We start from the raw sequence: 26,793 nt of genomic DNA, 5'->3' as shown, positions 1-26,793 counted from the left end.
AGGAGCGGGCTTGTCCCGCGATAGGGCCGATGCGATCGCTGCAGATTAGCCAGAACGACTTCATAACAAATTCAAGAAAGGAGAAACACCATGGCCGAAGCAAAAGTACTCAGTGGTGCCGGCCTGCGTGGCCAGGTGGCCGGGCAGACCGCGCTGTCGACCGTCGGCCAGGCCGGTGCCGGCCTGACCTATCGTGGCTACGATGTGCGCGACCTGGCCGCTGGCGCCGAGTTCGAGGAAGTCGCCTACCTGCTGCTCTATGGTGAACTGCCGAGCAAGTCCGAGCTGGCCGACTACAAGCACAAGCTCAAGGGCCTGCGCGACCTGCCGCAAGCGCTCAAGGAAGTGCTCGAGCGTATTCCGCGCGACGCCCATCCAATGGATGTGATGCGCACCGGTTGCTCGGTGCTCGGTACCCTGGAGCCGGAGCTGACCTTCGACGCCCAGCGCGACAAGACCGATCGCCTGCTGGCGCTGTTCCCGGCGGTGATGTGCTACTGGTACCGCTTCACCCACCACGGTGTGCGCATCGACTGCAGCAGTGACGAGGACACCCTCGGTGGCCACTTCCTGCACCTGCTGCACGGCAAGAAGCCCAGCGACCTGCACGTGAAGGTGATGAATGTCTCGCTGATCCTCTACGCCGAGCACGAATTCAACGCCTCGACCTTCACCGCACGGGTCTGTGCCTCGACCCTGTCGGACCTGTACTCCTGCGTCACGGCAGCCATCGGCTCGCTGCGCGGCCCGCTGCACGGCGGCGCCAACGAGGCGGCGATGGAGCTGATCGAGCGCTTCCAGAGCCCGCAGGAGGCCGCTGCCGAACTGCTGCGCATGCTTGAGCGCAAGGACAAGATCATGGGCTTCGGCCACGCCATCTACAAAGAGTCCGACCCGCGCAACGAGGTGATCAAGGGTTGGTCGAAGCAGTTGGCCGACGAAGTGGGCGACAAGGTGCTGTACCCGGTGTCCGAGGCCATCGACAAGACCATGTGGGAGCAGAAGCGCTTGTTCCCCAACGCCGATTTCTACCATGCCTCGGCGTATCACTTCATGGGCATCCCGACCAAGCTGTTCACCCCGATCTTCGTCTGCTCGCGCCTGACCGGCTGGGCGGCGCACGTGTTCGAACAGCGTGCCAACAACCGCATTATCCGCCCGAGCGCCGAGTACACCGGCGTCGAGCAGCGCCAGTTCGTGCCGATCGACAAGCGCTGAATAGTTATAGAGAGGCAACCCGTTTCCCCTGTGGGTGCGGGCTTGCCTGCGAATGCGTCCGTTCGGGCAACCGCTTCGCACCTGCTGACGCATTCGCGGGCAAGCCCGCTCCCACAGGGGCGGTGAATCCTTCCGAATCCTGTGAACGAGCCTGATTCCATGATGAACACCGCATACCGCAAGAACCTGCCAGGCACCACCCTGGACTATTTCGACACCCGCGCGGCGGTCGAGGCGATCAAGCCCGGCGCCTACGACGGGCTTCCCTATACTTCCCGCGTGCTCGCCGAAAACCTTGTGCGCCGCTGCGACCCGGCCACCCTCGACGCCTCGCTCGGGCAATTGATCGAACGCAAGCGCGACCTCGACTTCCCCTGGTTCCCGGCGCGCGTGGTGTGTCACGACATTCTCGGCCAGACCGCCCTGGTCGACCTGGCTGGCCTGCGCGATGCCATCGCCGACAAGGGCGGCGATCCGGCCCAGGTCAATCCGGTGGTGCCGGTGCAATTGATCGTCGACCACTCGCTGGCCGTGGAGTGCGGCGGTTTCGATCCGCAGGCATTCGAGAAGAACCGCGCCATCGAAGACCGACGCAACGAAGACCGTTTCCACTTCATCAACTGGACCAAGCAGGCGTTCAAGAACGTTGATGTGATCCAGCCGGGCAACGGCATCATGCACCAGATCAACCTGGAGAAGATGTCGCCGGTGATCCACAGCGATCGCGGCGTGGCCTACCCGGACACCTGCGTCGGCACCGACAGCCACACACCGCATGTGGACGCCCTGGGCGTGATCGCCATCGGCGTGGGTGGCCTTGAGGCCGAGAACGTCATGCTGGGTCGCGCCTCGTGGATGCGCCTGCCGGAAATCGTTGGCGTCGAGCTGACCGGCCGACTGGCACCGAACATCACCGCCACCGACCTGGTGTTGGCCCTGACCGAGTTCCTGCGCAAGCAGAAAGTGGTTGGCGCCTACCTCGAATTCCATGGCGTGGGTGCCCGGGCGCTGACCCTGGGCGACCGCGCCACCATTTCCAACATGGCACCTGAATACGGCGCCACCGCGGCGATGTTCGCCATCGACCAGCAGACCATCGACTACCTGCGCCTGACCGGTCGTGACGACCAGCAGGTGCAACTGGTCGAGACCTACGCCAAGGTCGCAGGCCTCTGGGCCGACAGCCTGGCCAAGGCCGAGTACGAGCGCACGCTGACTTTCGACCTGTCGAGTGTAGTGCGCAACATGGCCGGCCCGTCCAACCCCCACGCCCGCGTGGCCACCAGCGATCTGGCGGCAAAGGGCATTGCAGGGGCTTGGGAAGAAGTGCCAGGACAGATGCCTGACGGTGCAGTGATCATCGCCGCCATCACCAGTTGCACCAACACCAGCAACCCGCGCAACGTCATCGCCGCCGGCCTGCTGGCGCGCAACGCCAACCGGCTCGGCCTGGTGCGCAAGCCCTGGGTCAAGTCGTCGCTGGCGCCGGGCTCCAAGGCTGTGCAGCTGTATCTGAAAGAGGCGGGCCTGGAGCAGGAGCTCGAGCAGTTGGGCTTCGGTATCGTTGCCTTCGCCTGCACCACCTGCAACGGTATGTCTGGCGCACTGGACCCGGTGATCCAGCAGGAGATCATCGACCGTGATCTCTATGCCACTGCAGTGCTCTCGGGCAACCGTAACTTCGACGGGCGCATTCATCCCTACGCCAAGCAGGCGTTCCTGGCGTCGCCGCCGCTGGTGGTGGCCTACGCCATCGCCGGCACCATCCGCTTCGATATCGAGAAGGATGTGCTCGGTGTGGTCGACGGCAAGGAAATCCGCCTGAAGGATATCTGGCCAAGCGATGAAGAGATCGACGCAGTGGTTCGTGCCTCGGTCAAGCCCGAGCAGTTCCGCCAGGTGTATATCCCGATGTTCACCATCGAGGAAGACAAGGGGCCGAAGGTTGCGCCGCTGTACGAATGGCGCCCGATGAGCACCTACATTCGTCGCCCCCCTTACTGGGAAGGCGCCCTGGCCGGTGAGCGCACCCTGCGCGGCATGCGTCCGCTGGCGGTATTGCCGGACAACATCACCACCGACCACCTGTCGCCGTCGAACGCCATCATGCTCGACAGCGCTGCTGGCGAGTACCTGGCGAAGATGGGCCTGCCGGAGGAGGACTTCAACTCCTACGCCACCCACCGCGGCGACCACCTCACCGCGCAGCGGGCGACCTTCGCCAACCCCAAGCTGTTCAACGAAATGGTGCGCAAGGAAGACGGCAGCGTGAAGCAGGGGTCGCTGGCGCGCATCGAGCCGGAAGGCAAGGTGACGCGCATGTGGGAAGCGATCGAGACCTACATGGCGCGTAAGCAGCCGCTGATCATCGTCGCCGGTGCCGACTACGGGCAGGGCTCGTCGCGGGACTGGGCGGCCAAGGGCGTGCGTTTGGCGGGCGTCGAGGCGATCGTCGCCGAAGGCTTCGAGCGCATCCACCGCACCAACCTGATCGGCATGGGCGTGTTGCCGCTGGAGTTTCAGCCGGGCACCACGCGCGTGACCCTGGGCCTGGACGGCAGCGAGACCTACGATGTGGTCGGTGCGCGCACGCCGCGCGCAACCCTGACGCTGGTGGTGACCCGCCGCGATGGCGAGCGTGTCGAAGTGCCGGTGACCTGCCGCCTGGACACCGCCGAAGAAGTGTCGATCTACGAGGCGGGCGGGGTGCTGCAGCGCTTTGCCCAGGACTTCCTCGAAGCGACGGCCTAATGACCTGAACCCCGCCTTCACCCTGTAGGAGCGGGCTTGTCCCGCGATTGCGTCAGCAGGAGCAATATCGCTGTCTGTTCTGACGCCATCGCGGGGCAAGCCCGCTCCCATAGGGGACGTGTGGGGCCTTGAAGGATGAGTGCTCATGGCATCTGTAGCGCAAGTGAAAATCCCCGCCACCTACATCCGTGGTGGCACCAGCAAGGGCGTGTTCTTCCGCCTGCAAGACCTCCCCGAGCGTGCCCAGGTGCCAGGCCCTGCGCGCGATGCCCTGCTGTTGCGGGTGATCGGCAGCCCCGACCCCTATGGCAAGCAGATCGACGGCATGGGCGGTGCGACTTCCAGCACCAGCAAGACCGTGATTCTTTCGCCAAGCATCAAGGCCGATCACGATGTCGACTATCTGTTCGGCCAGGTCGCCATCGACAAGGCCTTCGTCGACTGGAGCGGCAACTGCGGCAACCTGTCGGCGGCCGTCGGTTCGTTCGCCATCGCCAGTGGCCTGGTGGATCCGGCACGCATTCCGCGTAACGGCATGGCGACCGTGCGCATCTGGCAGGCCAATATCGGCAAGACCATCGTTGCCCACGTGCCGATCACCGAGGGTGAGGTGCAGGAAACCGGCGACTTCGAGCTCGATGGCGTGACCTTCCCGGCAGCGGAAGTGCAACTGGAGTTCCTCGACCCTGCAGCCGATGAAGACGGCGAGGGCAGTGGGGCGATGTTCCCTACCGGCAACCTGGTTGACGACCTCGAGGTGCTGGGTGTCGGCACGTTCAAGGCGACCCTGATCAATGCCGGCATCCCGACCATCTTCGTCAATGCCGCCGACATCGGTTACACCGGTACCGAGCTTCAGGATGCGATCAATGGCGATGCTGCCGCGCTGGCGCGTTTCGAGACCATTCGCGCCCATGGTGCGGTGCGCATGGGGCTGATCGAGCACATCGATCAGGCCGCTGGCCGCCAGCACACGCCAAAGGTCGCTTTCGTCGCGCCCGCTACGTCTTACACCGCTTCCAGCGGCAAGGCCGTGGCGGCTGGCGATATCGACCTGGTGGTGCGGGCGCTGTCGATGGGCAAGCTGCATCACGCCATGATGGGGACGGCGGCGGTGGCTATCGGCACGGCTGCAGCGATTCCGGGTACGTTGGTCAATCTTGCTGCAGGTGGCGGCGAACGCAGTGCGGTGCGTTTCGGTCACCCGTCCGGCACCCTGCGGGTGGGCGCCGAGGCGCAGCAGATAGACGGACAGTGGACGGTGACCAAGGCCATCATGAGCCGCAGTGCGCGGGTGTTGATGGAAGGGTGGGTGAGGGTGCCTGGCGACGCCTTCTAACCCTGGGTTTGGCGGTAGGGCCTCCACTCACTCCACAATCGCTCCAGCCACAAAAAAGCCCCGGTATTTCTACCGGGGCTTTTCATTTACAACCGACTGCTCGGCTTACGCCTGAACCACCGGGATCTTGGCGTTGGCCGCCGCTTCACGGAACTCGGCGATCTGATCGAAGCTCAGGTAGCGGTAGACGTCGGCAGCCATGCTGTCGATATCCTTGGCGTACTGCAGGTACTCTTCGACGGTCGGCAGCTTGCCGAGGATCGATGCGACTGCAGCCAGCTCCGCCGACGCCAGGTAGACGTTGGTGGCATCGCCCAGACGGTTCGGGAAGTTACGGGTCGAGGTGGAGACCACGGTCGAACCGGTCTGCACACGTGCCTGGTTACCCATGCACAGCGAGCAGCCTGGCATTTCCATGCGCGCGCCAGCCTTGCCGTAGATGCCGTAGTAGCCTTCCTCGGTCAGCTGGTGGGCGTCCATCTTGGTTGGCGGCGCCAGCCATAGACGGGTCGGGATACCGCCCTTGACCTTGTCCAGCAGCTTGCCGGCAGCGCGGAAGTGACCGATGTTGGTCATGCACGAACCGATGAACACTTCGTCGATCTTCTCGCCTTGTACCTGCGACAGCAGGCGGGCGTCGTCCGGGTCGTTCGGCGCGCAGAGCACAGGCTCCTTGACGTCGGCCAGGTCGATTTCGATGATCTCGGCGTATTCGGCATCGGCGTCGGCCGACAGCAGCTCAGGGTTGGCCAGCCAGGCTTCCATCGCTTGTGCACGGCGCTCCATGGTGCGAGCGTCGCCGTAGCCTTCGCTGATCATCCAGCGCAGCAGGGTGATGTTCGACTGCAGGTATTCGGCGATGGCCTTTTCCGGCAGCTTGATGGTGCAACCGGCAGCCGAACGCTCGGCCGAGGCGTCGGACAGCTCGAACGCCTGCTCGACGGTCAGCTCGTCCAGGCCTTCGATTTCCAGGATGCGGCCGGAGAAGGCGTTCTTCTTGCCTTTCTTCTCGACGGTCAGCAGGCCCTTCTGGATGGCGTAGTAAGGGATGGCGTGGACCAGGTCACGCAGGGTGATGCCCGGTTGCAGCTTGCCCTTGAAGCGCACCAGTACCGACTCCGGCATGTCCAGCGGCATGACGCCGGTGGCAGCGGCGAAGGCGACCAGGCCGGAACCGGCCGGGAACGAGATGCCGATCGGGAAGCGGGTGTGCGAGTCGCCACCGGTGCCGACGGTGTCAGGCAGCAGCATGCGGTTCAGCCAGCTGTGGATGATGCCGTCGCCTGGACGCAGGGACACGCCGCCACGGGTGCGGATGAAGTCCGGCAGGGTGTGGTGGGTGTTGACGTCGATCGGTTTCGGGTAGGCCGCGGTGTGGCAGAACGACTGCATGACCAGGTCGGCGGAGAAGCCCAGGCATGCCAGGTCCTTCAGCTCGTCACGGGTCATCGGGCCGGTGGTGTCCTGGGAACCGACGGTGGTCATCTTCGGTTCACAGTAGGCACCCGGGCGTACGCCTTGGCCTTCCGGCAGGCCGCAAGCGCGACCGACCATCTTCTGTGCCAGGGTGAAGCCCTTGCCGGTGTCGGCAGGCTGTTCTGGCTTCTTGAACAGGTCCGAAGCACCCAGGCCCAGTTCGGCACGGGCTTTTTCGGTCAGGCCACGGCCGACGATCAGTGGGATACGGCCGCCGGCGCGGACTTCGTCCAGCAGGACTTCGGTTTTCAGTTCGAAGGTGGTGACCAGCTCGCCGCTGTCGTGACGCTTGACTTCACCTTTGAACGGGTAGACGTCGATGACATCGCCCATGGCCAGGTTGGTGCAGTCGAATTCGATCGGCAGGGCGCCGGCGTCTTCCATGGTGTTGTAGAAGATCGGGGCGATCTTGGTGCCGAAGCAGAAACCACCGGCGCGCTTGTTCGGCACATACGGGATGTCGTCGCCGAAGAACCACAGCACCGAGTTGGTGGCGGATTTACGCGAGGAGCCGGTACCGACCACGTCACCGACGTAGGCAACCGGGAAGCCCTTGGCCTTGACCGCTTCGATCTGGGCCAGTGGGCCGACCGAACCTGGCTGCGAAGGCTCGATGCCGTCGCGGGCCATCTTCAGCATGGCCAGGGCGTGCAGTGGGATGTCAGGGCGCGACCAGGCGTCCGGGGCAGGGGACAGGTCATCGGTGTTGGTTTCGCCTGGCACCTTGAATACGGTCAGGGTGTACTTGTCGGCGATGGCTGGGCGCGAGGTGAACCACTCGCCGGCAGCCCAGGACTCCAGGACGGCCTTGGCGTGTACGTTGCCGGCCTTGGCTTTTTCGGCCACGTCGTGGAAGGCATCGAACATCAGCAGGGTGTGCTTGAGCTGTTCGCCCGCGACGGCGCCCAGTTCGGCGTCGTCCAGCAGCGCGACCAGCGTCTCGATGTTGTAGCCGCCCTGCATGGTGCCCAGCAGTTCAACGGCGTGCTTGCGGTCGATCAGTGGCGACTTGGCTTCGCCCTTGGCGACAGCGGAGAGGAACGCGGCCTTGACGTAGGCAGCTTCGTCGACTCCTGGCGGAACGCGGTTGGTGATCAGGTCTACGAGGAAGGCTTCTTCGCCGGCCGGCGGGTTTTTCAGCAGCTCGACCAGGCCTGCAGTTTGTTCGGCGTTCAGCGGCTGGGGCACGATACCCAGGGCGGCACGCTCTTCGATGTGTTTGCGGTAGGCTTCAAGCACAGTTATTACCCTCATCAGTGGTCCCTAAAGGGAGTCCGGGACGCTCATCCAGCATTCCCTGCACCCATGCGCGGATCACGGCTTTTTGAGCCGTCCAGCCAGGGTCGCAGAGAATCCTTACAGAAGCTGCTTTCAAAGTTTTACGCCTGTAGAACGGAGCGTTGATGAGGGGTTGGCGCGGGTCATGCGAGGGGGCATGACCTGGGCCAACACCGTTCTACCGGATGAACTGTGCTCGTGACGCTTTGAAAACAGCTTCCAACGGACATTGTTGCCTTGAAAAGGCGGGGTGATTCTACGGCAAAAAAGCACGGAAGGTAAGTTGCCGACGATGACTTTAACGAGTGACCCCGGTTAGACAAAGGGCTAACATGAAGCCGTGTTCCACCGCCAAGCCGTTGTTTTTCCATGTCCAATCAGTCCATCAAGACCCCTTGCGTCGGCCTTTGCTCAACTGTCTACGGAGACACCGTCTGCCGTGGCTGCAAGCGCTTTCACCATGAAGTGATCAATTGGAACGGTTATGACGAGGAGCAGAAGCGTGCAGTCTGGCTGCGCCTGGAGCAGTTGCTGGTGCAGGTGATGATGGCCAAGCTTGAAGTGTTCGACAAAGACCGTTTGCGCGAGCAGCTCGAACAGCGCTCGATCCGCTTTCTTGCACACCAGTCCGAATACTGCTGGGCCTACCAGTTGATCGCCCGCGGTGCCCGTATGATCCGTGACCTGGAAGCCTACGGCATGGCCCTGCTGCCGGAGTTCCGCGATTGGGAGCTGCCGCAGTTGCGCGATGCCATCGACCGGGAGTTCTTCCTGTTGTCGGAGGCGCACTACCAGCGCTACATCGCCCCGAGCTTTCTACGCGATGCCATCGGTTAGCACCTGTGCGGGAGCAGCACAAGGCTGCTCTCGCACGGGCAGACGCTGGCAGGTTCAGTCGCCGGTGTATTCGCAACCGCTGGTGCAGGTCTCGTGGATACGCACTTTCGACAGCTCCGGCAGCAGCGGCTTGACCTGTTCCCAGATCCACTTGGCGATGACTTCGCTGGTGGGGTTTTCCAGGCCGGGAATGTCGTTCAGGTAGTTGTGGTCGAGCCGTTCGTAGATCGGCTTGAAGATCGCCTTGACCTCGGCGAAGTCACGGATCCAGCCGGTGTGCGGGTCGAGCGGGCCGGTCAGGTGCAGGGCGACCTTGAACGAATGGCCGTGCAGGCGACCGCATTTGTGTCCTTCGGGGACGTGGGGCAGGCGGTGAGCGGACTCGAAGGTGAACTCTTTGAAAATTTCCACTAGTGGACCTGTAAAGCTTGTGGGGTAAGGGCTTGAGCTTGATCTTGCGTCTGGGTGTACTGATCAATGTACTGATTGGTCGCTGCTGGGGTTCAGCGAGGCCATCCATTCGTTGATTCAGACTGGCGCCAAGCAACGGATTTCGGCCCTATCTTAACCTGTTTTGGGAAGGTGCCTTCCTTTATTCGTGTGTACACCGTGTTGCGACCCATGCCAGTGATCCGGAGCACGTCCGGCAGGCGAAGCAGGCGGTCAATTCCTTCTGTGTGTGCCATTTGAGCCTCCTCAGGCCAAAAAATGGTGCCGGACCTAGCTTCTTCGGTGCGAGCCATGAGCCGGGCCTTTTTGGCTTTTCCATATGCCTGGTACTCAGCTTCGACCCGCCAGCCGCCAGTTGGTAGCGCTGCGCAGGGTCGATATGCCCACGGCATCCGCAGCAGGCGTAGCGCTGCCTGACCACCGGTTCGGTCGTGGTCTGAATATCAGACATGCAAGCAGACATGCTTCGTCAGCGCGCCCTGGGCAGCGCTGGCGGTTAGCTCAGGGGCATCGAAGCCTTTACTCTCAACGTGCCATCCGTGCATCACGGCAATGAATCGGCTCACCTAGGTGCCTAACAGATCAGGTAGACCATGTACATCAGGGGCAGGATCTTGGCGCCACCTGCTTGCGGTAGCCTGCATCGTGAAGCTTTAAACCCATACTGTTCAGATTCATGCCTGGCATCCAGGCACATTTGTCGCGCAGCCCGCGACGCTCTTCAGCTGCTGCTCTTGGCTCAAAGCATGATCTGGACGCCGTCGCAGAACCGGTGCGCAAAGCTGCTGTCTTACGATGCTTAAACGTTTCTTCGCGTGACTGACAGCGCTATCTCGTGGAATTCTCGTTTTTTTGGAGTTTAAGATCCTTCTTATGTTGCCTAAGGGCCATCTTGCTTAGGCTATCCACTAGCCATTCAGTTTTGCCGCGCGCTCCTCATTTTCAGGCCTCCAGCCAGGTAAAGCGTCAGTCACGCTTTCCTTGCCGCTTACCCCGCACAAGCATGGTCCTGCTTCCCTCGGTGCAGGGCAGGTTTCCACTCAGGACAACAGGCATCGCGACTTTCTGATGGATGTCTTGAACTACTGGATGACGTGCTCGGACACTTGAGAGTTACCAATGAACGCTAAAGATGACCTCGCTCCACGAATTCTTATCGCAGAAGGCGATCCTTCGGTGCGAGATATGCTGCGGCAAATGCTGCTTAGCATTCGCGGCGATGCTCATCTGGAGATTTGTGAGGATGGCGCTCAAGCCCTTGCGGCATTTTCGACGGATCCAGATGTGATCATCGCAGGGCGAGAGCTGGCGGGTATCAGCGGCCTGGACCTGCTGCGGAATGTGCGCGGTAATAGTGACAAACCGCAGTTGCCGTTCATTCTCATGAGCGAGCATGTTGATGTTGCCAGCGTGCGCGAAGCGCTGCCGTACAGTCCCACCGCTTACCTGGGTAAACCCCTTAACCTGGACAGCTTGCGCATACGCCTCGAGGGGCTTTTGCTTGAAGTCGGCCGGCAGATTGGCTGCTCGACACCTGCGGTGCAGCCCGGCGTCAGCCTATCGGCCTTTCTGGACCAGCGCCGCGCAAGTACCGATGGTGGTCCGCTGTTTGCCGATGTGAGTAGGCTCGTGCTCAATACGTCAGATGCCCAGGAGCTGGACTTGGGCAGGCTCGAGCAGCAGTTGTGCCAGGACCCGCAGCTAACTGCAGTGCTCATCGCCGCCGCCAACAGTGCGGAAGCACACTGTGATGGCTCTGTGCAGACCTTGCCGCAGGCATTGAACAGACTGGGCAGTGCCCAGAGTCTGAGCCTGATCATGGGGCTGGAACTGAAACGTAGCGCGCGCCTGAGCGATCCGCTGTTGGCGCGGCACGCTGAGCATTTTCTGAACCTGTCGCTGCAGGTTGCCGAGTTCGCCCACACCTTGGCGGGCATGTTGAACGTAGACCAAGCGCGTTGCTATTACGCAGGTCTGCTGCATTGCTTGGGTGATCTTGCGGTGATTCGAAGCTTGCAGCAATGGCGCACACTGGGTGGCGAACTGGACGACGACATGGTGCAGGTGTCGCTAAACCGTTATGGCGCGCCATTCGGCTCGGCCTTGCGCGCTCGCTGGCGCCTGCCTTTTCGGCTGCGGGGGCTGGTTGCTGCAATTTATCATTTGTGGGGGGGCGTATACGCTCGCGACTGTCTGGTGATGAACCTGGCGGGCCAACTCGCATACGCTTCACCCACCCAGAGCAACGCGACGATCGCCGGCAGTACCGCTGCGCGCCTGCTCAAAGTGGATCTGCCGACGCTCGACATGCTGCGAGAACCTTCAGCAGTACCCATCCAGAAGCGCACAGGCGTCGCGCGCAAAGAAAGCCCAGCCAGTCATCCGGCGGCAGCGATGTGCGGGCCGTGGGCGGACAGTCGTGTTCGACAAGCCAGAACGGCGTGACTTCGTCATGGATGGTCACAGGGAGGGCGCGCGAGCGCCCTCTAAAAGCCTTTTCACACACCATCATGAAGCCAGCTTTTGGAAATGTTCTCGCTGTGCTGGGGGTACTGTATGTTGATGGATGCTAGTTCTGATGTGATGTATCGGCTGCTGGTGCAAAGTGTGGTGGACTACGCGATCTATTTGCTCTTGCCCAACGGAGTGGTCGCTAACTGGAACCCCGGCGCGCAGCGTGCAAAGGGTTATGAAGCCAGTGAGGTGGTCGGAAAGCATTATTCGATGTTCTTCACCGAGGCGGATCGCACTGATGGCGTGCCGGCAGCCAATCTTGAACATGCCCGTCTTTTTGGCAGATTCGAGGATAATTGCTGGCGTTTACGCAAAGATGGCAGCTTTCTGCGCGCACATGTCGTGATCGAAGCAGTACGGGACGATGATGGGGTACTGGTGGGGTTTGCGAAGATCACCCGGGATATCTCCGAGCGCTATCGTAGTGAGTTGGAAGTGCTGCAGGCCAAGCAGTTAGCCGAGCAGTACAGTCAAGAAATGGGCAACCTCTCGCAGTTTCTCGACTCTGTGATCGCTAATATCCCCGCCTGCGTCATCGTCCAGGACCTCGCTAGCCGACGTGTGCTGTTGGCCAACAAGCATGCAGATCGGCTTTTCAGCGGGGTAAATGCGCAACTTGTGGGGCGGTTGCCACAGGAGTGTGCATTGCCGGGCGCGGCTGAGTTTCTAGAAGAGCAATTGACGCGGGGGGCCTGCACGGTCAAGGGCTACGCCGCCGAGACCCGCGTACAGACGGCCATCGGTTGGCGCACATTGAGAAGCCGCGCGCTCCTGAGTCAGAACATGGGCAAGCAGGCAGACTACGTCCTTTTCATTGCCGAGGATGCAACCGACGAGCTTGCCGCGCACGCGCAGATACACCACATGGCTCACCATGATGCGCTCACTGGACTGCCCAACCGCACATTGTTCAACGAGCGCCTCGAGAAGGCGCTCGCTCAGGGGGCAGGGAGCGGCAGGCTCACAGCGATACTGTGCCTGGACCTCGATAACTTCAAGAATATCAACGACTCGTTTGGTCATGGCTTCGGCGACAAGCTGCTGCGAGCCTTGGGCAAGCGCTTGCGCGATGAGCTGCGCGATGCGGACACGCTGGCCCGGCTGGGCGGAGATGAGTTTGCGGTGGTCCTTGCGGAACTGGATTCCTCAGAGTCAGCCCGCGCTGCGGCACAGCGTCTGATCGAAGTGATCGAGCCGCCTTTCCATATCGAAGGTCATCAGTTCTCTGTCGGCATGAGCATTGGTATTGCTTGCGCGCCTGAGGATCATGGTAGCGCTGAGCAGCTGCTCAGTTACGCTGACATGGCCCTCTACGAAGCCAAACGAAATGGCCGTAACCGCTATGAATGCTTCAACGTTGGACTTTATGACGCCGCGCACAAGCGCCGCCTGGTCGAAACCGACCTGCGTAAGGCGTTGCACCAGGGGCAGTTGCAGTTGCACTACCAACCGATCATGGATCTGCAGAGCAACACAATTTCTGGCTATGAGGCGCTGATGCGCTGGGAACACCCGAGCCGCGGCATGATCATGCCAATGGATTTCATTCCGGTAGCCGAGGAGACCGGGCTCATCCACGAGCTTGGTGCCCGGGCCTTGAACCTTGCCTGTCAGGAGGCTGTTACCTGGGAGGGGCAGGAGAGTGTCTCGGTTAACTTGTCCCCTGTGCAATTCAAGAATGCCGGGCTTATACGCACTGTAGCTCTGGCACTGTCGGACTCCGGGCTGGCCCCGCAGCGGCTGGAACTGGAAATTACCGAGTCGGTACTGCTGGGCCAGACTGACGAAAATGCGCGGGTTCTGCGCGAGCTGAAAGACCTTGGGGTAGGGATTGCCCTCGACGATTTTGGCACTGGCTACTCGTCGCTGGGTTACCTGCGTGCTTTCCCGTTCGACCGGATCAAGATTGACAAGTCGTTCGTTAACGATATGTGTGAAAGTGCCGAGGCCCTGTCGATCATCCGCGCGATCACCGAGCTTGCCAGAAGCCTGATGATCAATATCACTGCCGAGGGGGTAGAGTCTGCAGAGCAACTGGAAAGGCTGGTGGCCGAAGGGTGTTCGCATGTGCAGGGGTACTTCTGTGGGCGCCCGGCACCGGCCAGCGAGCGCATGAAGCAGGTGACGGGAGTGGCGAAAGGCTAATCAGGGCAGTCCTGAATACGCTGAGCTTGGCGGCGTAAAGCGTTGCCAGCGGAGGCTCCTGAGCGTCGTGCTTGGGATCGACGTTGTTGGAGGCGTGGATCATGTTCTCGTCTTCGAAGCAGCGCACTACGTGGGCGATGGCGTCGTTCTCGCGAATGTTGGCGAGGAACTTGTGCCATGGGGGGGCAGCGCCGGCCGCAGAGTGCAGCGCAGCGGCCCTGGCTACCTCACGTTGTCGCGGTCATGGGGTTTTACTCCTGGATCGTGTCCTGGGAGAGATCGGTGCTTACTCCCAGGCGATTGGCCTCCATTTTTAATATGAGTTTTCCAGCGGCGCGATCGCCGCCATGAAGACGATCAAAGAGGAATGCGAAAATAACGAGCATCAAGTATTCGGCATTGGCGGGCGAGTGATGCTCGAATCGTATATTCTCGGCTTTGAATTTGGCATTAGCGGCTGACTCAGCGTCATGGATTGATGTCATGACGCGCTTGATTAATTCTTGCTCAACATCGTGAAGTGTTTTAACGATAAACGCATGTTGTGATTTAGTGTGCGTGCCACTCATAAAGGTGCCTTTTCAAGGAAGGGAATCGATCGTCGCTAGTGGAGGGTGGAGAACGTGTGCCCGTTAAGTCATAGGCTGAGGGCGGGCCGGGCGCTATAAGACGCATCTTAAATGTGGAGGTTTTTGGATGTCGCTCCAGGGTTTATGGGGGGACAAGCAGTTGCTAGGCGCAGTAAGAAAACCGTGATACTCGGTGATGCTGCGTTGAAAACAGCCTGGTGTGCCAGCCCGGTCGGAATGCTCTTTTCAACCCGTAAAGTCGAGCGCGAATACGACCGTTCCTCGGCAGTTTTCGCCTTGCCTGACCTTCGTCTCAAGGCTTTTCATACAGACCCTAGCCTCGCCGATTTCTGGAGGAGGGTATGTGCGCAAAGATTGTTTCCGCATCTCTCGCGCTAGCGTCCTGAGCGCTTAATTCATTAGCTTATTTTTGATCACGCTCAGCTTTGGCATATGTACCGAGCTGATGGTGGTCGCTGCGTTTTTTGTCCATTTGAACGACTTGGCTGAATGTTCGTTATGAGCAGTGATGAACTGGCGGATCGCGACTTTCAGATCAGTGCACTGGTGAAGACACCTCGATACAGCGCGCGTCTCTCCAGCCGTGAAAACCAGCCTTCCACCGCGTTCAGCCAGGACGCACTGGTCGGCGTGAAGTGCAGCTTGAAACGTGGATGTTTTTCCAGCCAGGCCCTGTTCGCTGCGGTTTTGTAGGTTGAACCGTTGTCCTGGATCACATGGAGATCCAACTCGGCAGGCTCGCCGTGCCATGGCGCTTGTAATCATGGGGTCGTCGCTCGGCCTGCCCAGCCCGAAGTTGCAGCATTGGCTGGGTAGAATCCAGTGCTTGGAACTAAGTTTTTTCGTCAACACACAGCACCATGGCGTTGTCCGGAGGGCTCAGGTAGAGCCCGTCCACATCAATCACCTTCTCAGCGCCCAGCTTCAAAGGCTGGCCGCTGCGCGGCAGGTCGCTCAGGCTCTCCGTGCCCGTCTCCAGATAGCGCTTTGGCCACTGAACACGGTCGGTGTCGTGATCTGCAACTGCCCCCAGATGGCAATGGACGTCCCCCCATCATTGAGCAAAAGCAATATCTGCAGCCCGCTGCGCAAGGCTCTGCGCCAGCGTATTCATTCGCAGCCAAGCTTGAAGCGTAACAACGTCGGCGGGTTGCAGTGCGAAGGGCGCGATCGGACGAGGCATGCCGGAACCATCTCTGGGCGAGGGGCGCACAACCCCGGCGAGGTGTAGTGCGCTGGGTGACCTGGTCCTGCTGAGCATCGACCAGCGGCCGGAAGTGGCTGGTGGTGGCCCAGATGCCGACGGCGATACCCAGCTGGATCAGCAGAACGGCGTCGGCGAGGCAGCCAGGTGTTCATGCCAGCACGCACCGCCAGGTCATAACACGTTTTGTGCTCAGTCGCGCCATGCGGGCGCCTAACTGCTGTCGTGACTTGTCGGTTTTTGGCGGGAGCCCATCGTGGAATCTTTGAAAATTTCCACGCTGGCAGAACTCTGTGTGAATCAAGAATGCGCGCGGTCTACCAGCATGCTTGCTACAAGGCTTGCAACCGTTCATGCAGCCGCCCGGTGGCGACCAGTTCCAGCAGCTCGTCGCCCAGGCGCTGGCTTTCGGCGATGGCCTTGTACCAATAGCGCTTGCGTGTCGGCGCATCCCCCATGAAACGCTTGAAGTCGTTGCGGTCCGGCAGCTTGCCATAGGGCAGGGCGGCCAGGTAATGCGGCGATGGGGTCATCAGCAGCACATTGTGCAGGCGTGTGGCATCGCCGCGACGCCAGGGCAGGGCCTTGTCGAACCAGCCGGGCACGACCTTGTCGGTGAAGTGCGGATAGAGCACCAGGTCGTCGCCTCGATAGGGCAGGTCGAGGTGGTAGTCCAGCAGGCCGCCGTCACGGTAGGTGCCGTTGCCAGCGCCGGGAATATCGCGCACGCCCTCCATCACCATCGGGATCGAGCCCGACGCGAGCAGCGCCTGGCGCAGGTTGCCCAGGTCCAGGGGCAGGCAGCGCGAGGGAAAGTCGGTCAGTGCGTCCAGCGGGGGTGCGCTACGGCTGTCATGCAGGATGATGCGTTCGAAGTGGCGGCCCAGCCGCGAGCGCCCGAGCAGATTGCTGGCAATCACCGAGGACAGGCCCATGCCCAGCCGCGCGGGGTGATCATGGGCAAGCTGGCCATGGCTCTTCACCACCAGGATATTCAGGCGATAGTGCGCATTGGCCAGGATCTGGTCGTCACGGCCCTGCAGCAGATCGTCGAGCATGCGCTGGCAGCTCTGGCTGATCTGCGCAGGGGTCACGCCCTTGGCGAAATCCTGCTCGGTGTACAGTTCGCCCAGGCGCCGCAGACCGGCCACGGGGTCGTCCAGGCAGGCGCTGGCAAAGCGCCAGGAGCCGATCGAGGCGCCGATCAGCGAGCGCTGCCGCGGTGCCGACGGCAGCAACTGGCCGAACAATGCCAGGTCCAGGCCCTGTATACCCAGCGGCTTGGGGCCGCCGGCCGCGCCCGGCAGCACCCCGACATCGACAGCCCGCAGGCCGCGCTCGCGGATCTGTGCCAGGGCGCGTCGGCCGGCCTTGAAGGTCAGGGCGGGGTACTTGATGTGGATGGCGCTCATGGCTGTCTCTTGAAGGGCAGGTGCGCATTATAGGCAAATGGGGTTCGACAGGCGCTCGGAGGCTGCGAACGGCGCTATCATGTCGCCAGCTGTTTTCAGGTTGAGTTAAGGACCGGTGGTTAATCTTAACCCCGTAGACAACATACGCACCTCGATGGAGAGACACTATGAAAACGTTGACTGCCCTGTTCACCGCCGCCGCCCTGACCTTCGGTGCCACTGCCGCCTTCGCCAAGGACGTGCAGCCCGACGAAGTGGTCAAACTGGTGAATGCCAAGACCATCAAGTCGCTGGATGAACTCAAGGCCGCCGCCGTGGCCAAGCATCCCGGCTCGACCGTCACCGACTCGGAGCTTGAAGACGAATACGGCCGCTACATCTACAAGGTCGAACTGCGCGATGCGCAGAACGTCGAATGGGACGTGGCCCTGGATGCCAAGACCGGTGAAGTGCTGAAGGACGAACGAGACAACTGATGAACACGCTGCCGCGAGCGGTGCCCTGCCTGGCACTGGCATTATGGGTCGCCTGCTCGCCGGCGACCGCCCGCGATTTGGACCAGGACGAAGCCCTGGAACTGCGTCAGCAGGGCATCATCCTCCCGCTTGAGCAACTGCTCGAGGCAGCCCTGGGGCGTTACCCCGGGGCCCGCCTGCTGGAGGCCGAGCTGGAAGAGAAGCACGGCCGTTACGAGTACGAGGTCGAGCTGCTGACCCCGGCCGGTGTGGTGCGTGAAATCAAGTACGACGCCCGTAGCGGCGTTTTGATCAAGGACGAGGAAGACGACTGAATGCGCCTGTTGCTTGTCGAGGACAATGTGCCTCTGGCCGACGAATTGATCGCCAGCCTGCAACGCCAGGGCTATGCCGTGGACTGGCTGACCGACGGTCGTGATGCGGTCTACCAGGGGCAGAGTGAGCCCTATGACCTGATCATCCTCGACCTCGGTCTGCCCGGTCTGCCGGGGTTGGAGGTACTGACGCAATGGCGTGCCGCTGCGTTGGCCATCCCCGTGCTCATCCTCACCGCTCGCGGTTCCTGGGCCGAACGCATCGAAGGACTGAAGGCCGGAGCCGACGACTATCTCACCAAACCCTTCCACCCCGAAGAACTGCAACTGCGCATCCAGGCCCTGCTGCGCCGTGCCCGTGGCCTGGCCAACCAGCCGCGCCTGGAGGCGGCGGGCCTGCACCTGGACGAAGGGCGCCAGTGCGTCGTGCGCGAGGGGGTGGATGTGCAGCTGACCGCCGCCGAGTTTCGCCTGCTGCGCTATTTCATGCTGCACCCGCAGCAGGTCCTGTCCAAGAGCCACCTGGCCGAGCATCTTTACGACGGGGAAACCGAGCGTGACTCCAACGTGCTCGAGGTGCACGTCAACCACTTGCGGCGCAAGCTGGGACGCAGCGTCATCGAGACCCGTCGGGGCCAGGGCTATGTCTACGCCGGGAGCAGCAACGGGTGAAGTCGATCCAGGCACGCCTGAGCCTCGGCCTGGTGGCCGTGCTGGTGGTGGTCGGCGTGGCGGTGGCGCAGGTGACCCTGTGGTTGTTCGAGGCCGGGTTGCAGCGCTATCTCGAAGCCGGGTTGCGCAAGGAGAGCGAGAACCTGCTGGTGGCGCTGGTCCGGGGCCCCAGCGGTCTGCAACTGGACGAGCGGCGTATCTCGGCGGCCTATCAACGGCCGTTTTCAGGGTATTACTTTCGCATCGATTTCGACCAGGGCACCTGGCGCTCCCGCTCGCTGTGGGACCTGGACATGCCCAAGCTCGCGCGCCCGGGGCTTGAAGATGGCCATGAGCTGGGCCCGGAAGGCCAGCAACTGTTGGCCTATCGGGGTGATTACCGGCGCCTTGGCCAGGATATCTCGATCAGCGTCGCTCAGGATTACTCGCCCGTGCGCGAGGGTTTCAGGCGCTTGCAGCAGATCGGTCTGGGCATGGGTGTGCTGGCGCTGCTGTTGATCCTGATCCTGCAGCGCATCACCGTGACCCGCTCTCTGCGGCCGCTGGAGCGCGCTCGCCAGCAGATCGCCCAGTTGCAACAGGGGCAGCGCTCCCAGCTCGATGCCCAAGTGCCCAGCGAACTGCAACCGCTGGTGGATCAGGTCAACCACCTGCTGGTGCACACTGAAGACAGCCTGCGTCGTTCACGCAATGCACTGGGTAACCTCGGCCACGCCCTGAAGACCCCGCTGGCGGTGCTGCTGAGCCTGGCGTCGAGCGAACGCCTGCGCGATCTGCCCGAGGTGCAGGCGCAACTGCGCGAGCAACTGGAGCAGATCCAGCAGCGCCTGGCCCGCGAGTTGAACCGCGCGCGGCTGGCGGGTGATGCCTTGCCGGGCGCGCAGTTCGACTGCGACGCGGAGCTCCCCGGGCTGCTCTGCACACTTGGCATGATCCATGGCGAGGGGCTGCTGCTGGCGCGTGATGTGCCACCGGGGTTGCTGTTGCCCTGGGATCGCGAGGACTTGCTGGAGCTGCTGGGCAACCTGCTGGACAACGCCTGCAAATGGGCTGACAGCGAAGTGCGCCTGGGTATCGAGGCAACTGCCGAGGGTTACCGGCTATGGGTCGACGACGACGGGCCAGGGATTCCCGGTGAGGCACGGGAGCAGGTACTGGAGCGCGGGTTGCGGCTCGACGAGCAGGTGGACGGGCATGGCCTGGGGTTGGGGATCGTGCGGGATATCGTCGAGGCCTGGGAGGGGCGGATCACCTTGCTCGAGAGCCCGCTGGGCGGGCTGCGCGTCAGCATCGAGTTACCACGCAAGGGGCGCTGACAGGCTTCGCGGCCCTTGAGTGATCGATCAAGGAGCAGATCCTGCAAAAAAATTGCAGTCCAGACGCATTTTTTTGAATTGGCACCAAAACGGTGCGCTCGGCACAATCCCCACCACGGAACCCTCCGGTTTCCATCTCTCCACGGACGGAGCCAATTGTCATTGCCTTGGTAATGCAGGGCCCAGACCCTCTCGGCTGGGCTTTCTTTTTAAATCACCCAGTACGATTGCACCTGATTCGATGCCTGCCTCGCGTCCTGAAAACCGTCTGCAGCGCCTGTTGCCGGCGCCTTTGAATACTTCTCCACGGGAATGGCTGCGTGCCGCTGTCGGCGCGCTGCTGGGCCTGTTCCTCGCCGGATGGCTGTGCAGCATGGCCTACGGCCCCTCCATCGCCTTGCACCTGCTTGGCCCGCTGGCCGCCTCGGCGGTACTGGTGTTCGCCGTGCATTCCGGCCCACTGGCGCAGCCCTGGCCGGTACTCGGCAGCTATGCCCTGGCCGGGATCCTCGGACTGGCGATGCGCCAGGGCCTGGGCAGCGAGCTCTGGGTAGCCGCAGCGGCCCTGGGGGGCTCGCTGCTGTTGATGTGCTGGTTGCGTTGCCTGCATCCTCCGGGCGGCGGCGTGGCGGCCAGCGTGGTGCTGGCTGACCCTAGGCTGGTAGCAATGGGCGACCATTTGCTCGAGCCGGTGCTGCTCAACGCGTTGATCCTGGTGGCGGTGGCGGTGCTCTACAATCGCCTGACCGGCGTGCGTTACCCCAAGGGCGCAGTACCGCGCAAAGACCCGCATCACACCCATGATCCACTGCCCAGTGCACGCGTCGGCATCAGTGGAGAAGACCTGGATCTGGCACTGGAGGAGCTGGGCGAGTTCTTCGACGTCACCCGCGATGAGCTCGAACGTATCATCCTGGCCACCGAGCAGCACGCCCTGCAGCGCAGCCTGGGCGGGATCACGGCGGCTGCGGTGATGTCCCGCGACGTACAGTTCGCCTCGCCGGACACGACCCTGGAACAGGCCTGGAAGATGCTCGCCAGCCATCACCTGAAGACGCTTCCGGTGCTGGAGCACGGGCGTCTGGTCGGTATCGTCAGCCTCAGCGACCTGGTCGGCCCGGCGATGGCACAGGGGCGCTTCAGTTGGCGAGCCCCGTTCCATCGCCCGTCGACACGCATGGCACAGGTCATGAGCCGCCAAGTGGTCAGCGTAGGTAGCGAACATCCATTGGAGCGACTGCTGCCGCTGCTCAGCGAGCACGGGTTGCATTGCTTGCCGGTGCTGGACGGCGAGCAACTGGTAGGAGTGATCACCCAGACCGACCTTATCGCCGGCCTGAAACGTCATCTGCTCAACGCGGCAACGCAGCGCTCAGACCAGCGGGTCCCAGCGTTGTGACCAGTCGCTGGCGCCGTCGGCCACCTGACGGCGCAGCACCGCGAGCGCCTGCTGCAGCGCTTCGCTGTCACGCTCGCGGGCATAGACCAGGTATGTCGGGTAGGTGAACTCCGGCGCCTGTGGCACGCGCTCCAGCACGCCACTATCCAGATAGGCCTGCACCACACGGGTACGGAAATAGCCGCTGCCGCCCTGGTCGAGGATGAACTGCAGCGCCAGGGGGCCTAGGTTGAAGCTCAGCGCCGGCCGCGCGCAGTGGGGCAGGGCCGCGTCGTGCTGGCGTCGGAAGGCTTCGCCCCAGTCGATATAGATGTACGGCTCGGGCAGATCGACGCGACGGATGCGAATCAGCTTTTCTTCCATCAACTGTTCGATCTGCAACCCTGGGCCGTAGGTCGGTTGATAGACCAGCGCCGCATCCAGCAAGCCCATCTCTACCTTGCGCAACAACGCCTCGCCCTCGCTCACTTCGCTGCGGATCGCCTGGTCGGGCAGGGCCCGATGCAGCGCGCTGACCCAATCGAGCATCAGCGGATTGCCCAGGCTCACCTCGCCCCCCAGGTGCAGCACCTTCTGGCAGCCTTGTGGCAGCGGCAGGTCACGGCGTGCCGCTTCCCAGGTCTGTACCAGTTGGTTGGCGTAGGTGACGAAGGCCTCGCCGTCGCCGGTCAAGCTGGCGCCGTTGCGGCTGCGCACGAACAGCTGACAGCCGAGTTGTTGTTCCAGGCGCTGCACCCGCGCCGAAATGGCGGTCTGTGAGACGAACAGGCGCTCGGCGGCGGCCACCAGGCTGCCGCAACGCACGATTTCCAGGAAAGTACGGGCCTGATCGATGTCCATTGAGTGCTCGGCTGTGGGGTCAGTGAGCCATTCTAGGGGCTTTGCACTGGATTGGGGCGGGTAAATGGTCCAGGGGGGCTGGGCGCCCCAGCGTACCCTCAATGCCTGTGCAGCGCCTCGAGCACCTGTGCGAACGCCGGGCGTCGCTGTACATCCGCTTGCTGGCAGTGCTCGGCCAGGGCGCGCAGTCGAGCCTCGTCTTCTTCGCAGCGGTCCAGCAGTTCGTCGATGAGAATGCCGAAGGCGCGAACCTCCAGGCGCTCGATGGCCTCGCCAGCCGCGCCTGCAGCCAGCGAGTGGAACGACGCCGCGCCGAAGTCCCCGAGCAGGCAGTCACCGTCCGCTGCGCAGAGGATGTTGTGGGCATACAGGTCTCCGTGGTTCAGGCCCCGTGCATGCAGGTGCGCGGCCACCGAAGCGATACCGGCCAGCAGATGCTGCACGGCGTTCAGGCTGAAATGGCGCTCTGCCGGGTAGCGGTCACGGGTGCAACTGTCCAGGCTCGGTGGGCCGGCAAGGTTGAACCAGCTTGGGTCTATCCGTTGCATCACCAGTGCAGGGCGTTGCTGAGGGTGGTTGTCGATGCGCCCGAGCAGCCGCACCAGTTGCGGGTGGTCCCCGGCTGCCAGGCAGGCGCTCACCTCTGCCAGGGGCGAGCCATCGCTGGTGATCTCGCCTTTGTACAGCTTGACCGCCACCGACGCCTGCTGGGCGGGCCAATGCGCCAGGTGAATCACGCCCGAGGCGCCACGCCCGAGCTCTTCACCCAGTGTGAGGTCCGCCCAGTCGATACGCTGGCCGCTGGATTCTGCCAGGGGCGTGCGCAGCGCCTGGGGCAGCGGGTTGTCGGCATAGGCCAGCCACGCCAACCGCGGCATGCGCAGCAGCCAGTCGGGCAGGGCCGTCAGGCGGTTGCTGGCGACGCGCAGCAGTTCCAGGCGTTCGCAGCGGGCGAGGCTGGCAGGCAGATCGGTCAGGCGGTTGCCTGCGAGCATCAGCTTCTGCAGGTGGGGGCAGTCGCCAATCTGCTGCGGCAGGGTTTCGAGCAGGTTGTCGGTCAGTACCAGCGAGCGCAGGCTGGCGGGTAGCGCCTGCGCATCGACCTGGCTGATGCGGTTGCTCTTGAATCCCACGGTTTCCAGGCGCGCGCAGCGGCCGATGCCGTGGGGCAGGTGGGTGAAGCGGTTTTCCGAGCAGAACAGCACTTTCAGCCGGGTCAGTCGGTGCAGGTCATCGGGCAAGGCGCTCAGGGCGTTGCCGGTCAGGTTGAGCACCTCGAGTGTGTCGGCGAGGGTGAAGATCTCTGGCGGGAAGTCGGTCAGGCCTTCGCACAGGTCAAGGCGAGTGATGCCTTGGAGTCGGCCGGCTTTGAGGTCTTCGAGGCTGTGCATGGTGCGCGCTTATGGCTTGGAAAGACCGCCATTCTAGAGGTGCGCCAGGCCATTGCAAATCTGCACAAGGGTTGCGACTTAAGTCCGATGGCAGGGCTGCAATGCCGGTCCATACTCAATGCTCGCCCTTCAATAACAACAAGTACCGGGTTGCGAACCAATGACCTATCAGCACAGCTATGCGCATTCCATCACCGACCCCGCCAGCTTCTGGCAAGCCCAGGCCGAGCAGCTCGCCTGGCACCGCAAACCCACCCTCACCCTGCAGGAAAACCAGGACGGCACCCACCGCTGGTTCGCTGACGGGCGCCTGAACAGCAGCTACCTGGCCCTGGACCATCAGATCGAGCAAGGCCGCGGCGAGCAGTTGGCGCTGATCTATGATTCGCCCGTGACCGGCGCCGCGCAGACCTTCACCTACCTTCAGTTGCGCGACGAGGTCGCGCGCCTGGCCGGTCTGCTGCGCGCGCTCGGCGTGGGCAAGGGCGATGGGGTGATCATCTACATGCCCATGGTGCCGCAGGCGGCCATGGCCATGCTGGCCTGCGCGCGGATCGGCGCGGTGCACTCGGTGGTGTTCGGCGGTTTTGCCGCCAACGAATTGGCCCTGCGTATCGACGATGCGCGTCCGACCCTGCTGCTCACCGCGTCCTGTGGCCTGGAGTTCGACCGGGTGATCGAATACAAACCGCTGGTCGATCGCGCCCTGCAGTTGGCCCGGCACCAACCCCGGCATGTGCTGGTGCTGCAACGTCCCCAGGCCCGCGCGCAGTTGCAGCCTGGGCGCGACCTGGATTGGCAGAAGGCGGTGGCCGACGCCGAGCCGGTGGCACCGGTCGAGCTGGACGCAGGCGACCCGCTGTACATCATGTACACCTCCGGCACCACCGGAAAACCCAAGGGTATCGTGCGTGAGAATGGCGGCAATGCGGTCGCGCTGTGCTATGCCATGCGTCACGTCTATGGCATGCAGGCGGGCGATGTGTGGTGGGGGATTTCCGACGTGGGCTGGGTGGTCGGCCATTCGCTGATCGTCTACGGGCCGCTGATGAGCGGCTGCACCACGGTGTTCTACGAAGGCAAGCCGATTCGCACCCCGGATGCCTCGGCGTACTGGCGGGTGGTCGAACAGTACAAGGTCAATGCACTGTTCTGCGCACCGACCGCCATGCGTGCGATCCGCAAGGAAGATCCGGAGGGCGAGCTGATCCGCCGTCATGACCTGGGCTCGCTGCGACAGTTGTTCCTTGCCGGCGAGAAACTCGACTCCAGCACCCACCAGTGGCTGGAGCGGGTCAGTGGCAAACCTGTGCACGATCACTGGTGGCAGACCGAGACCGGTTGGCCGGTGACCGCACCGTGCGTGGGGCTCGAGGGCAGCGCTGCACGCCCGGGATCGAGCAATCGCGCAGTGCCGGGCTATCACGTGCAGGTGCTGGACGATGAGGGGCGACCCCTGGGGCCGAACCAGCAGGGCGCCATCGTGATCGCCTTGCCGTTACCGCCAGGTTGCAGCCAGACGCTCTGGGGCGACCACCCACGCTACCTGCAGGCCTACCTGCACAGCTATCCGGGCTATTACCACACCGGTGACGGCGGCTACCTGGACGATGACGGCTTCGTCTACATCATGGGGCGCACCGATGATGTGATCAACGTCTCCGGGCATCGGCTGTCTACCGGTGAAATGGAGGACCTGGTGGCGCAGCATCCGGCGGTGGCCGAATGCGCGGTGATCGGCGTGCACGACGAGATCAAGGGCCAGGTGCCGCTGGCGCTGGTGGTACTCAAGGACGGGCAGGGCATTGCCGAGCAGCAGTTGCAGGCCGAACTGGTGGCCAGGGTACGCGAGCAGATCGGGGCGCTGGCCTGTTTCAATCGAGTGCGTCTGGTCAAGCGCCTGCCCAAGACGCGGTCGGGCAAGATCCTGCGCGCGGTGCTGCGCAAGATTGCCGATGGCGTGGACTACGTGGCACCGTCCACGCTGGATGACCCGGCGGTCCTGGGTGAGATAGAGGGCGTGCTGGCGGACTTGCCGCGGGTGGGCTAAGGCTGTGCTGTCAACGGCAGGCGCGCGCCCTCAGGCCGCAGGCCCCATCTGCTGCAGTTGCCCTAGCCGGCTGCGGGTGCGCATCAGGTCGTTGATCGCCCCGCCCAGGCTTTGCTCCAGGCTGCGCCTGCCCAGCACCAGCAGCGACTTGTCCTGGTCGTACAGCACATCGATCAGGTTGACGAAGCGCTGCTGCGCGGCCAGTGAACAGGCTGACAGGTCATCCAGGCCATCGATGATCCATTGGTCGAAACGTTCGGCCAGGGCCAGATAGTCGATGACCGCAGTGGGCTGCTCGCAGAGGTCGTCGAAGGCGAACATCACCTGTCGCCCATGGCTGTGCAGCGCACGCAGCGGGCGGCGATTGACCTCCAGCGTGAGGGCCTGGGCGGCAGGCACGGCAAGGATCTGGCGCTGCGTGGTGTCGGCCGGCCAGACATAGTGCCCTTGGGTAAAGCGCTGCTGCTCGCGATTGGCCGGCAGGCTGCGAAAATCGGTTTCACCGCCCACTTCCAGCACCTGCATGCGGTCATTGATCAGGCGGATCACCGGCAGGAAGCGCTCGTGATACAGCGGGTTGGGCAGCAGCCCTTCAGGAGCGTAGTTGGACGTTACCAGCAAGAACACACCACGCTCGAACAGTGCACCGAACAAGCGGGTGAGCAGCATTGCATCGCCAATGTCATGGACGTGGAATTCGTCGAAGCACAACACCTGGCAATCGCCTAGCAATGCATCCAGGGTGGCCCCCAGTGCATCGTCCAGGGCGCGGTGGCGGTGCATGCCTTCGTGCAGGCGGGCGAAGAAATCATGGAAGTGCAGGCGGCGTTTTGCGGTGGTCGGCACGGCCTGGAAGAACCCGTCGAGCAGCCAGCTCTTGCCTCGACCGACCGAGCCATGGAGGTACAGGCTGCGCGCCTGGCCTTGGTCGAGGGCGGCGAGTTGCGTGGCCATGGCCTCGATCACCCGGTGTTGGCCTTCGCTCAGGGTATAACCGCGTTCGTGGGCCTTGCCCTGGAAGTGCGTCAGCAGCGTGGCGTCGGCCGGGGGCGAGGCACGCAGGCGCTGGCCGAGGTGGCGCAGAGAGTTTTGAATCCAGGCGGACAAGGCGACATCTCCGA

At 62.8% G+C, this 26,793-nt stretch carries 19 protein-coding genes and 3 pseudogenes; 12 read left to right on the top strand and 10 right to left on the bottom strand.

Features of this window, described 5'->3' with window-relative positions; translation table 11 throughout:
* Nucleotides 1-90: 90 nt before the first annotated feature.
* From prpC to prpF, 3 genes are all read left to right on the top strand, one after another.
* The gene (gene prpC, locus HU748_RS05860; protein ID WP_186709263.1) at nt 91-1,218 is read left to right on the top strand and encodes a 2-methylcitrate synthase; all 1,128 of its coding nucleotides are present in this window, start codon (nt 91-93) and stop codon (nt 1,216-1,218) included.
* Between the two features lie 162 nt (nt 1,219-1,380).
* Complete coding sequence (gene acnD, locus HU748_RS05855) at nt 1,381-3,969, top strand: Fe/S-dependent 2-methylisocitrate dehydratase AcnD (protein ID WP_186719817.1); 2,589 nt, start codon at nt 1,381-1,383, stop codon at nt 3,967-3,969.
* A 145-nt stretch (nt 3,970-4,114) separates the two neighbouring features.
* Nucleotides 4,115-5,308, top strand: a complete 1,194-nt coding sequence (gene prpF, locus HU748_RS05850; protein WP_186719661.1) for a 2-methylaconitate cis-trans isomerase PrpF — start codon at nt 4,115-4,117, stop codon at nt 5,306-5,308.
* A gap of 105 nt (nt 5,309-5,413) precedes the next feature.
* Here prpF and acnB read toward each other — a convergent pair whose 3' ends face one another.
* On the bottom strand, nt 5,414-8,023 hold the full coding sequence (acnB, locus tag HU748_RS05845; protein ID WP_186719815.1) for a bifunctional aconitate hydratase 2/2-methylisocitrate dehydratase: 2,610 nt from the start codon (nt 8,021-8,023) through the stop codon (nt 5,414-5,416).
* Nucleotides 8,024-8,431: 408 nt separating this feature from the next.
* Between acnB and HU748_RS05840 the strand changes: the two genes are divergently transcribed.
* Complete coding sequence (locus HU748_RS05840; RefSeq protein WP_186669542.1) at nt 8,432-8,899, top strand: DUF1289 domain-containing protein; 468 nt, start codon at nt 8,432-8,434, stop codon at nt 8,897-8,899.
* 54 nt (nt 8,900-8,953) lie between these two features.
* Here HU748_RS05840 and queD read toward each other — a convergent pair whose 3' ends face one another.
* Nucleotides 8,954-9,310, bottom strand: a complete 357-nt coding sequence (gene queD / locus HU748_RS05835) for a 6-carboxytetrahydropterin synthase QueD (protein ID WP_065864423.1) — start codon at nt 9,308-9,310, stop codon at nt 8,954-8,956.
* 63 nt (nt 9,311-9,373) lie between these two features.
* Nucleotides 9,374-9,585: pseudogene (locus tag HU748_RS26710) on the bottom strand (AlpA family transcriptional regulator).
* A gap of 883 nt (nt 9,586-10,468) precedes the next feature.
* Between HU748_RS26710 and HU748_RS05825 the strand changes: the two are divergent.
* Nucleotides 10,469-11,794, top strand: coding sequence for an HDOD domain-containing protein (locus HU748_RS05825; RefSeq protein ID WP_186719659.1), 1,326 nt, complete (start codon nt 10,469-10,471; stop codon nt 11,792-11,794).
* Nucleotides 11,795-11,905: 111 nt separating this feature from the next.
* Nucleotides 11,906-14,008: an EAL domain-containing protein gene (locus tag HU748_RS05820; protein ID WP_186669536.1), complete on the top strand. Its 2,103-nt coding sequence runs from the start codon at nt 11,906-11,908 to the stop codon at nt 14,006-14,008.
* A gap of 58 nt (nt 14,009-14,066) precedes the next feature.
* On the opposite strand, the pseudogene ychF reads toward HU748_RS05820, so the two are convergent.
* The 4 genes and pseudogenes from ychF to HU748_RS05800 form a co-directional block, all read right to left on the bottom strand.
* A pseudogene (gene ychF / locus HU748_RS05815) lies at nt 14,067-14,183 on the bottom strand (redox-regulated ATPase YchF); the annotation flags it as partial.
* Between the two features lie 76 nt (nt 14,184-14,259).
* Complete coding sequence (locus HU748_RS05810; protein WP_186719657.1) at nt 14,260-14,577, bottom strand: hypothetical protein; 318 nt, start codon at nt 14,575-14,577, stop codon at nt 14,260-14,262.
* 411 nt (nt 14,578-14,988) lie between these two features.
* A pseudogene (locus HU748_RS05805) lies at nt 14,989-15,781 on the bottom strand (transposase).
* Nucleotides 15,782-16,134: 353 nt separating this feature from the next.
* Complete coding sequence (locus tag HU748_RS05800; protein WP_186719655.1) at nt 16,135-17,214, bottom strand: patatin-like phospholipase family protein; 1,080 nt, start codon at nt 17,212-17,214, stop codon at nt 16,135-16,137.
* 167 nt (nt 17,215-17,381) lie between these two features.
* Between HU748_RS05800 and HU748_RS05795 the strand changes: the two genes are divergently transcribed.
* The 5 genes from HU748_RS05795 to HU748_RS05775 all read left to right on the top strand — a co-directional run bounded on the left by HU748_RS05795 (nt 17,382) and on the right by HU748_RS05775 (nt 21,391).
* A complete protein-coding gene (locus HU748_RS05795) occupies nt 17,382-17,690 on the top strand; it encodes a PepSY domain-containing protein (RefSeq protein WP_186709248.1) in 309 nt (102 codons plus the stop codon).
* The gene (locus HU748_RS05790; protein WP_186669530.1) at nt 17,690-18,004 is read left to right on the top strand and encodes a PepSY domain-containing protein; all 315 of its coding nucleotides are present in this window, start codon (nt 17,690-17,692) and stop codon (nt 18,002-18,004) included. The genes HU748_RS05795 and HU748_RS05790 overlap by 1 nt, the downstream gene beginning before the upstream one ends.
* On the top strand, nt 18,005-18,676 hold the full coding sequence (locus tag HU748_RS05785; protein WP_186709246.1) for a response regulator transcription factor: 672 nt from the start codon (nt 18,005-18,007) through the stop codon (nt 18,674-18,676).
* Nucleotides 18,673-19,992 (top strand): ATP-binding protein, encoded by a 1,320-nt coding sequence (locus HU748_RS05780; RefSeq protein WP_186709244.1) that lies wholly within the window; start codon nt 18,673-18,675, stop codon nt 19,990-19,992. The genes HU748_RS05785 and HU748_RS05780 overlap by 4 nt, the downstream gene beginning before the upstream one ends.
* Nucleotides 19,993-20,233: 241 nt before the next feature.
* Nucleotides 20,234-21,391 (top strand): HPP family protein, encoded by a 1,158-nt coding sequence (locus tag HU748_RS05775; protein ID WP_186719653.1) that lies wholly within the window; start codon nt 20,234-20,236, stop codon nt 21,389-21,391.
* Here the strand turns inward: HU748_RS05775 and HU748_RS05770 are convergent.
* Complete coding sequence (locus HU748_RS05770) at nt 21,365-22,231, bottom strand: LysR family transcriptional regulator (protein WP_186719646.1); 867 nt, start codon at nt 22,229-22,231, stop codon at nt 21,365-21,367. The genes HU748_RS05775 and HU748_RS05770 overlap by 27 nt on opposite strands.
* Before the next feature lie 98 nt (nt 22,232-22,329).
* Entirely contained in the window at nt 22,330-23,622 is a 1,293-nt protein-coding gene (locus HU748_RS05765; protein ID WP_186719644.1) for a leucine-rich repeat-containing protein kinase family protein, read from the bottom strand.
* 160 nt (nt 23,623-23,782) lie between these two features.
* On the opposite strand from HU748_RS05765, the gene HU748_RS05760 reads away from it, so the two are divergent.
* The gene (locus HU748_RS05760; protein WP_186719642.1) at nt 23,783-25,672 is read left to right on the top strand and encodes a propionyl-CoA synthetase; all 1,890 of its coding nucleotides are present in this window, start codon (nt 23,783-23,785) and stop codon (nt 25,670-25,672) included.
* Nucleotides 25,673-25,702: 30 nt separating this feature from the next.
* On the opposite strand, the gene zapE is transcribed toward HU748_RS05760, so the two are convergent.
* Entirely contained in the window at nt 25,703-26,779 is a 1,077-nt protein-coding gene (gene zapE / locus HU748_RS05755; protein WP_186719640.1) for a cell division protein ZapE, read from the bottom strand.
* Nucleotides 26,780-26,793 lie beyond the last annotated feature (14 nt).

It is taken from the genome of Pseudomonas sp. RW3S2, assembly GCF_014268955.1.
Lineage (GTDB): Bacteria > Pseudomonadota > Gammaproteobacteria > Pseudomonadales > Pseudomonadaceae > Aquipseudomonas > Aquipseudomonas wayambapalatensis.
The sequence above is the reverse complement of the archived record's forward strand: the minus strand, read 5'-3'. Positions and strand labels throughout refer to the sequence as shown.